Origin of the sequence: Bdellovibrio sp. HCB274, from assembly GCF_047306075.1 — a bacterium.
Lineage (GTDB): Bacteria > Bdellovibrionota > Bdellovibrionia > Bdellovibrionales > Bdellovibrionaceae > Bdellovibrio.
The window spans coordinates 1,417,317-1,430,347 of sequence record NZ_CP178623.1; the positions used below are offsets into that span (position 1 = coordinate 1,417,317).

A 13,031-nucleotide genomic window follows, 5' to 3' on the forward strand; every position below is an offset into this window, starting at 1 on the left:
AAATAATAACTAATCTTAGTTGTTCAGGTACAAAGCTGATTCCCTGATGCGGCCATCCATATCTTTTTGCACATCGTACAGAGGCATAAATTTGATACCCCGTTTTTGCACAAGATAAGCGCCGTCAGGGTTACGAACTGTACCCTTGAGGTTCATATCACCGAAATTGACTTCTTGGACTTTACGGACTGTCTTTTGCTTGGCAAAGGCAGTCGCTGACCCCAAGAGAAGAAAAACAGTCATCAATTGGATGAAAGCTTTCACTTGTACCCTCCATACTACAAGTCTCCCGAGATTACGTGCTGACCGACTTTGTTTTGATTTTTTAAATACTGAATTTTTTTGCTTAACCATTCACGCAGATCTGCCTGCGCGCTGCTGGCTTTGAATGCCTTTTCGTAGGAATCCAACGCTAGCGTGGGGCTTCCTTTGAAAGTCTCAAGGATATGAGCTTGTTCCAGAAGATAGTCGACATTGTCTTTTTTGTTAGCAGCGATCAAATCTTTGATCATTGCCAAGGCTTTATCGACCTGACCCTTTTGAGCATATGATTCACTCAAAAGCGTTCCCACATTTAAAGTATACAACTGATCTTTACCCAGTGCAGAGAATTTATCCACTGCGCGACTAAAATCTCCCTCTGAGAAGGCCTTCACTCCTGCGAAAGTTTCGATTTCTGTCGAAGGAATTTGCATATTCATCGCCTTATCAAAGTAGGGCATTGCCGCTTTGATTCCATAGTCATGATAAGTCAGGCGACCTTTTTGATACACGTATGGAGATGACTCAGGTTGAAGCTTCAAAGATGCATCAATCAGCCACATCGCTTTGTCGTTATAACCTTTGCCTTCAGCACCCACGCTCGCAATGAACAAGCCCAGAGCGCGTGACTCTTTGCCTTTAGCAAGCTCAAGACCCAGCTTCTCGACGATGTCGTATTGTTTCGCGCCGTAGCAGTTTGCTGCAGCTTCAAAGACATTCAGTTTTTCTATCTGACCCGTCATTACTGCAGACTTGTTGCAGTTTTTACCTGGGCGAATCTCATAACGAGACACTTTTCCAATTGTCATATCTGAAGACTGAGGAATGAAAACGCCCCATTTACCGGCTTCAGGGAATTGCGCAATCGGAGTGATCGTTTTATCCACGCTGATACTGGAGTAAGCGCGTACCGCCGTCGCCGTTTGACCGACTGTGGAGGCAAGGACTTTCAATTTCGCATCGTTGTCGTTCTTTTTCTCCTGGATCGGGTTCGTCAATTTCGCAAGTTCACCGCGAAGTTGTTTTTGATCATCAGGACTCAAAGAAGCGGGCAGTGGCATGGACGTCAAAGAATCAATATAGTTGCCGTAAACGCGGTCGATACCACGCAAAGCTTCCAACTGTTGGTATGGATCCTTGGACATTTTCAAAGCACCCACGTAAGCCGTTTGTGCTTTATCCAGCTTTTCAGTTTTGATTGCCAGAACAGTTGCGAATTTTTCCTCACGCGCTTTCACGCTTTGAGAAATAAATTCTTTTTCCAGTACCGCCGCTTGAATCAGACGGGCAGCAGCACGGGTTTCCTGAGGAACTGAACGGCCATTTGCTTTCATAGAAAGATCAAAGGCTGCAGTCAGTTTGCCAGCGTCCAGAAGTTTTTGTGCGCGTTCAATCATCGCCTCTGTCGTATAAGGTTCAATACCTTTGGAAGAGATTTGATTTTGCAATTTATCATACTCTGGAGAGTTTTTGTCATTCTTATAAGAATCCAAAAGCTTGCCATAGATGCGTTCAGTTGTTTTGCTGTCAGCCGCTGACAGGATACCCATGTAAGCAGAGCGGGCATCTTTCACGCGTTTTTCCATGACATAGATATCTGCCGCAGTTTCCAGATACTGGTTGCGGGCTTTTTTGTCCATATCAGCGATCTTAACCAAAGTCTCCGCGGCTTTCGCAGTCTGGCCGACCTCAGTGTAGGATTTTGCAGCGTCTTTCAATGCATCCAGGTTCTTTTTGTCATCAGGATTTTTTTGCGCATACTTAACGGACATTTCTGCAGCGTCAAATACTTTGCCTTCCGTATACAACAGACCAATTGCCTGCCATGAAGCATCTTGCGCCAGTTTCGAGCCGTCATGTTCTTTTGCGTAAGCAATCAGTTTTTGCGCAGCCTGGTCTTTATCACCAGTTTTTGCAAACTCCTGGATCTCAGTGAAGTGAGCTTCTTCCTGGATCTTGTTCATGCTCTTTTTGCGAGCGGCATCTGTTGTCGAACCCATGATTTGTTTCGAGAACTCTTTGATACCCACGTAGTCTTTTTTGATATTCAGCATATCCAAAACCAGATCTTCTGATTTGCGACGGATATCTGCATGCTCGTTGCCTTTAACAGTCGTCAAAGGTTTCAGCCATTTTTCCGCTTCAGGATAGTTGTTTTCCTGATAGGCGATATGACCCATTTTGAATTTAACCGCCGTGGCAAATTTGCCAGTCGGGTGTTTGGCAAGATAGTTGGCAGCCAGGTCTTTACGAAGACCTTCTTTTGCTGGGTCGGATTTCTTTTCGATGGATTTTTCAATAGAGAACAACGCCGCATAATTCGCATCATGCTTCATTGTCGCGTCTGTGGTTTTATCACCCACCATTTTGTATTGTACAGAAGCCTGATCGTAGTTGCCCACCTGGAAAAGAAGTTCCGCATAAGCAAAACGGGTTTTCAAATCCGGTTTCGCAGGATCTTCATTGTCCAGCATCAGTTTGAACAACTGCTGAGTCAGGTTGGAGAATTCTGTGTTTTGTTTGTTCTTAAGCCAGATATCCCACCATTTTTTCGTCATATCCAGGCTGGTACGACGGAAAGACTCTTCACAAGATGTGATGATAGTATCTTTCTTCTGGGATGATTTCCAGGAGGAGTCCGCACGGCAAAGATCCGAAGCGGTTTGCATGTGCTTCAAAACCAGATCACGTTTTTTCAACGTTTCGTTGGCTTCAACCAACAGCAAATGGGATTTAACCACATCCGGTCCGTTCGGATGCTGGTCGATATACTCATCCAGGAAGATATTCATTTCTTTTTGACGGCTGTGAGAATCGTACAATTTTGCCAGATTCATCATCGCCTCACCAAGTTCATCCTGGTTTGTGATGCCTTCAAAGAACGAATAAAGTTTGTTAGCAGGGTAGGAGTCACCGATGAAAATAGTCAAATCACGCAAAGCCTCTTTGCGCAGGTTGTGGCGGTTGGTAGGAACCTCGCCATCTTTCAAAGGAGGGTTGTTTTTAACAACCTGAACGAGCTTCTTGATACCGCATTCGCTGTCGCGCATGTTGTAGCAAGCCCAAGCTGCTTTATACATACCGTAGGAATAAACACGGCTGTTTGGATATTTTTCCAGGTTTTCGAACTGCTCAAGAGCAGCGGCGAACTTGCCCTGATCGTAAAGCAACTCACCCAACGCCAAAGTACCGTCCGGTACCAGCGGGGATTTCGGGAACTTCGTCAACAAACGCTGATAAAGCTCATTCGAGCCTTTCATTTGACCAACCTGTTGGTGGGCAAAAGCGTTATTGAACAATACCGCATCCATGTCGCGGAACTTAGGGAAGTCCACTTCCAGTTTGGTATAAATCTTCATCGCGCGTTTAACGGATTCAGAACCTTTTTCATTCGGAATAGGGAATGGTGAAAGCTTCATCATCGGGTTGTCACGGTTCAAATCAAAGAAACGACCGGACTTGGAACGACGCATGTAAAGCTCAGCCAGGCGGTACCATAGGTCCGCCTCACTTGATGAGCCTTTATTTCTTTTGATAACGCCCTGAAGGGATTCGATGGCCTTGTTTTCAGAGCGAGTGATCATCAGCTCGGAACGCAAAGCTTTCTTTTCGTTTTCACCTTCATCGTTGGACATGCGGACTTCTGGGATAAGTCCTTTTTCATTCTTTTCTGCAAAGCACAACAACGAGAACAAATGGATGCCGATTATGATAGTTAATGTGCGCAGCTTCATAGTTTTATTCCCCGACCATGGTCACCAATTTCAACTGAGGAAAGCCGGCCATTGAAGCAGTGTACATAACTTTGCGAAGTGTCGCATAAGGTAGGTCACGATCTGCCTGCAAAAGGATTTTGCCTTCTTTCACCCACTTTTCCTTTTCGGTTGAATTTTTCGCAAGATGGTCCAGTTTTTCAAACAATGGCTTAATAAAGTTCGAATCTGTAGCCTCAAGGTCCTGCGGAAGGAATTCTGTGTCCTTCACATCAGCGATCTTGTCCTTGTCGATTTTCAAAGCGTCTTTGGAAAGAGAGATTTTCACTGCTTCAACCGGATTTGCCATAGTTGCCGATGTTGGCAGGCGAATCCCGTTTTCAGGAATGATTTCTACTGTCGAAGTTGAGTAACTTTGTAATAGGAACACCAGCAGGATGGTAAACATATCCGTCATCGAGGTGATGTTCAGAGTAAATGTTGAAGTTTGTTTCTTTAATTGAAATCCACGACGGCGTGCCATGAGCTAGCCCTCCATCATGTTCGCAAAGACAACCTCTGGGAACATGTACTTGGTATCCACATTCTTACCTTGTTTGGTGTCAAACACGGGGAATGTGACTTTTGAATCATGAGCCTGACGTGCTTCGTCCATCACCTTAACGATGACGTTATAAGCCACTTTGGAATCAGGATTCAGTTCGATTTTAAATACTTCAGGATTTGCCTGTTTTACTTCCACCAGCTTCTGGTGAAGGGCAGGCATGTCCAGATTTCCGTCTTTCAACGGAACAGACAATGTGCTTTCTTTACCGGCTTTATTAACAGTGATTGTAAAACCCTCTTTGGAATCAACATCCAAAGCGATGATCGTTGGTTTGTCTTTTTCGTCGTTACGCTGAATCGCTTCAGAAACCACCTGAGGAAGTTCTGTTTCGATCACCATCATCTGAACAAAGGCAGACGACAACAATAGAACCGGAACAAGTTTTACCATCACGGCTAGAAGTGGAGCCAAGTCCAATTCGAATTCACTGTTATGGTTAATTTTGATTTTTCTTGCGCGTCTCATATACCCACCCAATATTAATTAAAAGCTCACTCTCGGAAAGTGCCCGAAGGCTTCAATTAAGAAGCCTTGCCTGGAGCAGACGGAGGAGTCACTTTTGGAGCAGCAACTTGGTCTGGGAAAACGTTTTGACGGGAAAGATTTGGAATGTGCGCACTTGTCAGAAGCTCTGCAAGTTTACCGCATTTTTCCATCATTTCTTCCATCAATTCATTTTGACGGGAAGTCAACACTGAGAAGAACACCATCGCAGGAATCGCAACTGCAAGACCCAAAGCCGTCGTATACATGGATACTGAGATACCTTGTGCCAACAATTGTTGTTTCAATGCCGGGTCAGCTGCCGCAACCGCTTGGAACGACAGGATCAGACCGTGGATAGTACCCAAAAGGCCCATCAAAGTTGCCACGTTGGCAAGCATGGAAAGGTAGTGCAGGCGTTTAGTGTACAAAGGTACGTTTTCAGACAACGCGATATCGTGTGCCTGGAAGATTGTGTCATCATCACGATCCGCTTTTTCAAGGATCGTTTTGAAAGCTGCAGCCAGAGGTTTTTTCTCAAGTTGCGCGCAAAGAAGCAAAGCTTCGTCGTGTTTCTTAGCCAATACCAGAGTCTGGACTTTACCCATGAACTCATCGACATTCATACCGTACTCTTTGTAGAGCATTTTCGCGCGCTCAGCGATCAATACCAGAGCACCGATACCGGTTAGAAGAATCAGCCAGCCTACGACGCCAGACTCATTCATGAACTTTAAGAATGCCATTTGTTTCCTCCTTGGAACCGCCACCGCGAGACCATTTAGTTAATTGTGTCGAACCAGCCTCAGGCACCTGGAGGAAACGAACAGCATAGTGCAGGCCGGATTTTACGTTTAAACGTTGTTTCGAATAGTTCTTTCGGACAATTTCGCAAAGAACATTAAATGCTACAGGATTGTTTTCAGAAACTCTGAAATGTAGCATGATTTTTTGACCTAAGTACAGGAGCGGGTCGTTCAAAAGGACCAGGGCTCCGTTCTCACTCACGCTCAATGTGTTCCCATCAAAAAAGGAATGATCATTGTGCGCGTAGACTGCGGTCACTAAATCTTTACGTGGAAATTTTCTTTCAACAAAAGCCCCTGACAATTGATCCTTGGTTTGGATCAAACGCGCCAGGCGGTCTTTGGAAAACTCTGGAAGCTCGCCAACGAGTGTCCAGTTTTCCAAGTGTGGAGCCCAGGCATAGTTATAATCCTGAAGCTCTGAATTTTGGATCATCGTAATCATCGAGCGATATTCGTAGGGACCGTATTTCATGTCCCCACGAAGGATATACCATTGCTCAAGATTCGCTGCTGTAGATTGTTCCCCACCCATTACACAATCCTTTTCTTAGATCTTGATAGATTTCGGATCGAAGTTGATTTTCACTGTCGCATCAGCTGAAGGAATCGCAGTACCGTGGAAAGTGATTTCCATAGTCGTTGCATTATAAGTCCAGCCATTCACTGCATCCTGTTGTACGATGCTGCCATTCACAGAAACCACGATGGATTCAGGAATTGGTTCGCGAGTAAGTTTGAACACTGAAGTCAGCTGGATAACAGAGTCAGCGATAATTTCCAAAGTTTTACCGAAGTCGTCACAAAGGTCACCGTTGATACCAGCCGTTTTTGAAGTGATCTCGTGGTAGCGTTTTGGAAACTTGTCAGAACCAAGAGATTTGCGGCAAGCATCATCCTGAATTGCGATGTTTGATACGGAATAGTTTCTACCGTTTGTAGTTCCACCTGTATAACCATCCAACCAGTCAATATAGCTTTGAACTGTTTTTAACTTGGTGTTTGAATAGCTTTCACTGAAATCAGCAACCGTTTGAGAGAAGTCTTCTTCGTCAGAAACGATGATGATTGCAAGGAATGCATCGGGACGACGGAAGGCGGAGTTTGCTGGCTCAAGCAATACTTGCTTAAAGCTTTCAAATGCACGCTCGTCACCATTACCGTTGATGCCTTGTTTGATATTGATGGAGAAAACGCTTTCAAGGTTTGGAGTGTTTTTATCCATAATAGGGTAACCGGATTTCACTGAACCAAGTCCATCTCTAAGTTTTGCTTTCGTAGAACTTGAAGAGAACTGTTTTTCCCAGGCATCCGTTGTACCCACCGCCATACGGTAATCATTCTTGTTACCTTGGAAGCGTTGAATGAACGACTTAAAGTTGTTCGCCAGGTTTTCTTGTGAAGTCTTCATGGAGCCGGAGTTGTCGATGATCCAAAGGATGTCAATTTTCTTAGGAACGTATTCAGCTTCCTGCTTATATGAATCAGAGTCAGCGAGGATAGAGTAAGTACCTCCGCTTTTTCCGCAACCAGCAAGCATTGAAATTGCTGAAGCAACTACTACTGATTTGCGAGCGATTTGATTGATCATACGGTTTGCCCTCCTGAGCCCCACCATGTTCGTGATGGAATCAGTTTCGTTTAATTCACAACAAAACTGAAATTAGCCCCAACCTAGTGATTTTATTTTTTTATTCAAAATCAGTTTCAAATTGAGGCGCGATAACCCATTGAAATCATACGGGGTGAGGTGTTGAAGCACAGAAAAAATAATTTTCAGTCGTCAATATTATGGACGTTTTGCGGGAAATAAGTCGTGGAAATGAGCTCTAAGTCTGTGTTTTTTTAAGAACTTCTCATAAACTGCAGAACTTTTTGACGAAATATTTGAGCTATTTTTCGTTAACCTTTTGCACGCCCGAACAAACTATATCCGCAAAACTTCGCAGAAGTGACAATGAACCCAGCAAGTACTCTATGAACTGTCATGGATAATATTTGTGAAGCAAGAAAAGAGTTCGACAAATTTCCAGTTTCTGATTTTCTGTCAAACGAGATCGTTAAATTTACGCACACCGCTTTTATTTTTGAATTCTTTGTGGCATTAGCAGTACGCATTCACCGCCACCGTGGCAGTGGTGAAGTAACTTAGGAGTGTTTGAACAATCATTATGAGCTTCTTCAGCTACTATCGAGCAAGGGCTTCCCACACGTACATACACATATACGCAAATATACACGCGCATCAACCATTAGCCCATTCACACACACACACACACACACACACACACACACGCACCATAGATAGATATTCAGTCAGTCGGTCAGTTAGTTAGTTAGTTAGTTAGTTAGTTAGTTAGTTAGTTAGTTAGTTAGTTAGTTAGTTCGGTGGCATGGGAGCTAACTTTTTTGAATCCCATGGTGCTTCAATTTTTATATCGTTGTTGCTGCCGCCAAATGGCGGTAGATGTATCGCAGTTGTAACGGAATAGTTTTGAAAAGTTCTTGACGGTATTTATTGATCTTTTAGAAGCGCAATTAGGCTTTAAAATTTATGCTTTTAAAATTTTCGATGGAAACTAAAGATCTCCTCCCTGAAGGGCGGGTAGGAGCTTATGGCTTGGATTCGCGTTGTATCAGTCATGTTCTCCAGAATTCTTTCTAAAAACACGTGGTATTGTGCTTGAAATTTCAGAGGAGATTCTTATGAACCTGAAGGCGCTTAATCAGAATGAATTGGATCTTAGAATAAAATCCTTGGCGCGAAAAGAGCGCGAAGTACTGCATGAGATTCTTGAGACGCTAAAAGAAATTGATACGCGAAAAAGCTACTTGGATTTTGGCTTCTCAAGTTTGTTTGAATATTTGGTTCAAGGTGTTGGATATTCCGAAGGAAGTGCTCAGCGCAGAATTGATGCGGCAAGATTACTTCGAGAGGTTCCAGAAATCTCAGGTAAAATTCAAAGCGGGGAGCTCAACTTGAGCCAGATTGCATTGGTGCAAAAGGCAGCTCGTGAAGTGATCAGAACTCGATCAGTCCCAGTGACATCTGAGCAGAAATTGGAAGTTCTGGACAACTTAGGAAAGAAGTCCTATTCGCAAGCGCAACAACATGTTGCTGCATACTTTGATTTGCCACCGGTACAGGGTACTACTAAGAAAGTTCAAGCCGATGAAAGTTTACGAATTGAGTTTACATTGTCTAAAGAATCTTTCTCTAAAATCAAACATGCGCAGGAACTTATATCGCATGCGGTTCCCACTCAGGATTTGGCAGTATTCTTAGAATATCTTGCAGAAAAAGTGATTAAGCAGAAAACTGCTGCAAAAGTATCTGCGGTAGATTTAGCCACTGCCACCGTGGCGGTGAATATTACGGGTCAATCAAGTCCCTCGGCACAGTTAACTTCCGCGAAGAGAAAGATCTTAATAGCAAAGCAACCATGCTGCCAGTGGGTGGATACTAAAACGGGGCGACGATGTGAAAGCAAATGGCTTTTGCAGATTGATCACAAACAAAGCCGTTGGGCTCAGGGATCTGATCAGCTTGAGAACCTGAAAGTGCTCTGCGCAGCCCACAACAAATTGAAATATATGCGTGAGGCCGGAATTAGGAACATTTCATAAGAAATGAAGAGGCTTACTGTCGATGAATGATTTCAAAAGTATTACACAGGATAGGAGAAGGACTTTAATTTAGAATTTGGTGAATGAGCAGACTGACGGACGCAAACAGATTCAGCAGCCGCCAGTCGCTGGGATGGGCGGCTTGTATATTCTGGAGGGGTTTGGTTTGAAGCGATTGCAGTTTGCCTGTGGGGGGAATAAAACTACTTTTTAAGCAAGGCTTTTGCTTTTAGCCAGTAGCCTTCTTTGCCTTCGGTGGTGAGGGTGCCCCAGTCGATGCCTTCGGCGCGAGCTAGTTCTACCATTTTGTTGAAGCGTTCTTCGAAGCGGGCGTTGCCTTTGCGTAGGACTTGTTCCGGTTCCATGTTCAGGTGGCGGCCTAATTGGGCTAAGGAAAATAACACGTCACCCAGTTCGTGTTCGATTTCGGAGTCCACGTCGTTGTCCAGGGCTTCGCGCAGTTCATCGAATTCTTCTTCGACCTTCAACATCACGCCTTCGACGTTTTCCCAGTCGAATTTAAACTTTTCAGTGCGTTTGCCTATTTTGTAAGCGCGTTGCAGAGCGGGCAGGGCCGGGACGTTCAAGCTATATTCAGACTTCGCACCTTTTTCCTGCTTTTTAATCTCTTCCCAATTTTTAACCACATCGGCAGAGCTGGAAACCTTCACATCTCCAAACACATGAGGATGGCGGCGCACCAATTTTTCTGCCACATTTTCGATCACATCATCCAGAGTAAATGCTCCACGTTCAGACGCTAATTGAGAGTGCAGAAGGACTTGGAACAATACATCTCCCAGCTCATCTTTCATCTTCTGATCGCGCGCAACTCCAGTAGATTCAATGGCCTCCACCAATTCAAAAGTCTCCTCAACCGCATATTGAGTCAGTGACTCGTGAGTCTGCTCTTTATCCCAAGGGCAGCCATCGGGACCGCGCAGGCTTGCGACGATCTCGACCAAGGACTCAATGTTACGTAAATTAGCGGGAGTTTTTGCCATACAGCGCCTCGACTTTTTGATGGAATCCGCTCTATCTTAGCGCAAACACAGAGTGATTTCGACAATTAAGTTAATTAGCGATACGCTAATCGGGATAAGGACAACAGTCTTAATACTATGCCTCAGCGTGGAAAAGGTTCTAAAAAAAGCGAGAGTCCAGCGACTCGGGTGAATTACGAAGATCACAGTCTAAAATTCTTGGACTGGGTGGATTCCATTGGCTTAGAGAAGACTTTCTTTGGTCGTGCACTGCACATGCTGGAAGAGCGCCTTTTCGTCCGTCGCGCAGCGATGATTTTCCTCTACTGCGTGCTTTTGTCCTACACCATTTTCTATCAGTTCGAAGTTCCGTACAATTTTAGCGTAGGGGATGTAGCCAGCTTTGACGTGGCTTCACCGATTGCATTCGAGATGACCGACGAGGTCACCACCGAAGAAAAGCGTTTTAAAACCGAAACTGCGGTACCGGTCGTTTACGACTTCGATACCAGCGTGTTTGAACGGGTCTCTTTGGGGCTTATTCATTCTTTCCGCTCGATGCGAAATTACCACCGCGAAACCACATGGCCGAAACAGCCGGCGGCTTACCGCGCGAAGGTAAAAGATTTCACCAAATATAAAAAAGAATTCGAAACAGAACTGGGAAGCCCGGTTTCAGACTTCATGTTCGAGTGGCTGGTCGATAACAAGTTCAGCGCCCGCATTGAAGCGATCATGATTCGCAACCTTGAAAACTGGTACGAGCAAAAGATCGCCGAAGCCCCGGATCGTTTTATTCCTGCGGGACAAACAACGATCGTGGCCCGCGTAGTTCACAGAAACAATCTGGGCCGCGAGTTCAGCATTGTTCGCAGCGAAGTGGTGGACATCCAGGATCCTGATCATTTCGGTTTGGATGATCGCAAGGATGTGGATCGTTTTACCGAAGGGGACCGCGCCAATATTCTTTATTTCGCCAGATCCCTGTTGGTGCCGAATCTGACGTTAAACAAGCAAGAAACGGCCAGCCGCAAACAGGCAGCCCGCGATGCCGTGATCCCGGTGAATATCACCATCAAAAAGAACCAGGTGATTGTGGCGCAAGGGTCGGTCATACAGCCATTCCACATGGCGGTGATCAAGCAAATCGAAACCATTCAGTCCGATAAACGCAAAGACTTGGCAGCACTCGCGATGGCATTGGTTTTATCCATGGCGATCATCGTCTTCTTCTCGTACCTGAAACGTTTTTCAATTAACCAAGTTAAAGTAGAATTCAAAGACCTGGTCGTAATGATGCTGATTGCCTACGGCACAGTTTTATTCACGAAGGTCTATCTGTTCGTTATTGATGCGGCCTTCATTTCCAAACTCGGACATCTGCTTCCAGCGACATTCTTCCTGTATGCAGCACCCATTGCCACAGGTCCAATGTTAGTAGGCTTACTGATCACTTCAGGCGAAATTGTCTGGTTGTTCACAGCCTTCATGTCCCTGTGTCTGGGAATCATGGTCGATTACAACTATGCCCTGATGGTATTCAGTATGATCGGCGGTATCGCTGCAGCCCGCGGGGTGTTCAACTGCAAAACCCGTAATGACATCTATTTTGCCGGAGTAAGAACAGGTGTCGTGAATGCCCTGGTCATCGCCTTCGTATTGACCATGACTCGCTTTGATCAAGAGGGAGCAGCGCGCGAAATCCTGTTTGCAATTCCAGCAGGCTTCATCGGCGGTATTCTAAGTTCCCTGTGCGCGATGATGTTCATTCCACTTCTGGAATCAGCATTCAACTACACCACAGACGTAAAACTGCTGGAGCTTTCAAACCTGAATCATCCGCTTCTAAAAGACATGATCGTAAAAGCCCCGGGCACGTACCATCACTCTATGATGGTGGGTTCGATGGTGGAGGCGGCGGCTGAAGAGATCGAAGCTAATTCACTCCTAGGAAAAGTTATGTGCTACTACCACGACATCGGTAAGATGGAGCACGCAAACTATTTCATCGAAAATCAAAAGCCGGGAAATAATCCCCATGATCATATTTCTCCGTTCATGAGTAAAACGCTGCTGATTGCCCACGTTAAAGACGGGGTCGAGATGGGTGTGACGTACAAATTGGGTAAACCAATTATCGACGGTATTATCCAGCATCACGGAACGACATTGATTTCCTATTTCTACAACAAAGCTCTGGATCTGAAAAAAGAAGAAGATCCGGAAATCAGTGATCAGGATTTCCGTTACCCAGGTCCGAAACCACAATTTCGTGAGGCAGCCTTGTGTATGCTGGCGGACTCGATTGAAGCCGCCGCTCGCTCCTTGGATGAGCCGACACCCGCGCGTCTGCAAAACATCGTCAGAAACATCGTTCAAAGAAAATTCTCTGACGGGCAGTTGGACGAGTGTAATTTAACCCTGAAAGATATTTCCAAGGTTGAAGCCGCTTTCATTCGCATCCTATTGGGTATATACCATCAGCGTATCGATTACCCACGCGCCGCTGGCGGCCAGTTGGGCGAATCCGTACCCGCAAACAAGGGATAAT

Annotated in this window: 11 protein-coding genes; 3 read left to right on the forward strand and 8 right to left on the reverse strand. The window is 45.1% G+C overall.

What is annotated here, in order from left to right:
- Positions 1-15 precede the first annotated feature (15 nt).
- Genes ACLWNV_RS06930 through ACLWNV_RS06960 form a run of 7 tightly spaced genes read right to left on the reverse strand, consistent with a single transcriptional unit; the run spans position 16 to position 7,461 of the window.
- Complete coding sequence (locus ACLWNV_RS06930; protein ID WP_413578248.1) at positions 16-264, reverse strand: hypothetical protein; 249 nt, start codon at positions 262-264, stop codon at positions 16-18.
- 14 nt (positions 265-278) lie between these two features.
- Positions 279-3,995, reverse strand: coding sequence for a tetratricopeptide repeat protein (locus ACLWNV_RS06935; RefSeq protein WP_413587200.1), 3,717 nt, complete (start codon positions 3,993-3,995; stop codon positions 279-281).
- Positions 3,996-3,999: 4 nt separating this feature from the next.
- Positions 4,000-4,497: an ExbD/TolR family protein gene (locus ACLWNV_RS06940; RefSeq protein ID WP_413587201.1), complete on the reverse strand. Its 498-nt coding sequence runs from the start codon at positions 4,495-4,497 to the stop codon at positions 4,000-4,002.
- A 3-nt stretch (positions 4,498-4,500) separates the two neighbouring features.
- Complete coding sequence (locus tag ACLWNV_RS06945; RefSeq protein ID WP_413587202.1) at positions 4,501-5,046, reverse strand: ExbD/TolR family protein; 546 nt, start codon at positions 5,044-5,046, stop codon at positions 4,501-4,503.
- Positions 5,047-5,102: 56 nt separating this feature from the next.
- A complete protein-coding gene (locus ACLWNV_RS06950; protein ID WP_413587203.1) occupies positions 5,103-5,810 on the reverse strand; it encodes a MotA/TolQ/ExbB proton channel family protein in 708 nt (235 codons plus the stop codon).
- Positions 5,785-6,405: a PilZ domain-containing protein gene (locus tag ACLWNV_RS06955; RefSeq protein ID WP_413587204.1), complete on the reverse strand. Its 621-nt coding sequence runs from the start codon at positions 6,403-6,405 to the stop codon at positions 5,785-5,787. Before ACLWNV_RS06955 ends, ACLWNV_RS06950 begins: the two co-directional genes overlap by 26 nt.
- A gap of 15 nt (positions 6,406-6,420) precedes the next feature.
- Complete coding sequence (locus tag ACLWNV_RS06960) at positions 6,421-7,461, reverse strand: hypothetical protein (protein ID WP_413587205.1); 1,041 nt, start codon at positions 7,459-7,461, stop codon at positions 6,421-6,423.
- Positions 7,462-7,857: 396 nt separating this feature from the next.
- Between ACLWNV_RS06960 and ACLWNV_RS06965 the strand changes: the two genes are divergently transcribed.
- On the forward strand, positions 7,858-8,022 hold the full coding sequence (locus ACLWNV_RS06965; RefSeq protein ID WP_413587206.1) for a hypothetical protein: 165 nt from the start codon (positions 7,858-7,860) through the stop codon (positions 8,020-8,022).
- Positions 8,023-8,576: 554 nt separating this feature from the next.
- The gene (locus ACLWNV_RS06970; RefSeq protein ID WP_413587207.1) at positions 8,577-9,497 is read left to right on the forward strand and encodes a DUF222 domain-containing protein; all 921 of its coding nucleotides are present in this window, start codon (positions 8,577-8,579) and stop codon (positions 9,495-9,497) included.
- A 203-nt stretch (positions 9,498-9,700) separates the two neighbouring features.
- On the opposite strand, the gene mazG is transcribed toward ACLWNV_RS06970, so the two are convergent.
- A complete protein-coding gene (gene mazG / locus ACLWNV_RS06975; RefSeq protein ID WP_413587208.1) occupies positions 9,701-10,501 on the reverse strand; it encodes a nucleoside triphosphate pyrophosphohydrolase in 801 nt (266 codons plus the stop codon).
- Between the two features lie 117 nt (positions 10,502-10,618).
- On the opposite strand from mazG, the gene ACLWNV_RS06980 reads away from it, so the two are divergent.
- The gene (locus ACLWNV_RS06980; RefSeq protein ID WP_413587209.1) at positions 10,619-13,030 is read left to right on the forward strand and encodes an HD family phosphohydrolase; all 2,412 of its coding nucleotides are present in this window, start codon (positions 10,619-10,621) and stop codon (positions 13,028-13,030) included.
- Position 13,031: the final 1 nt, after the last annotated feature.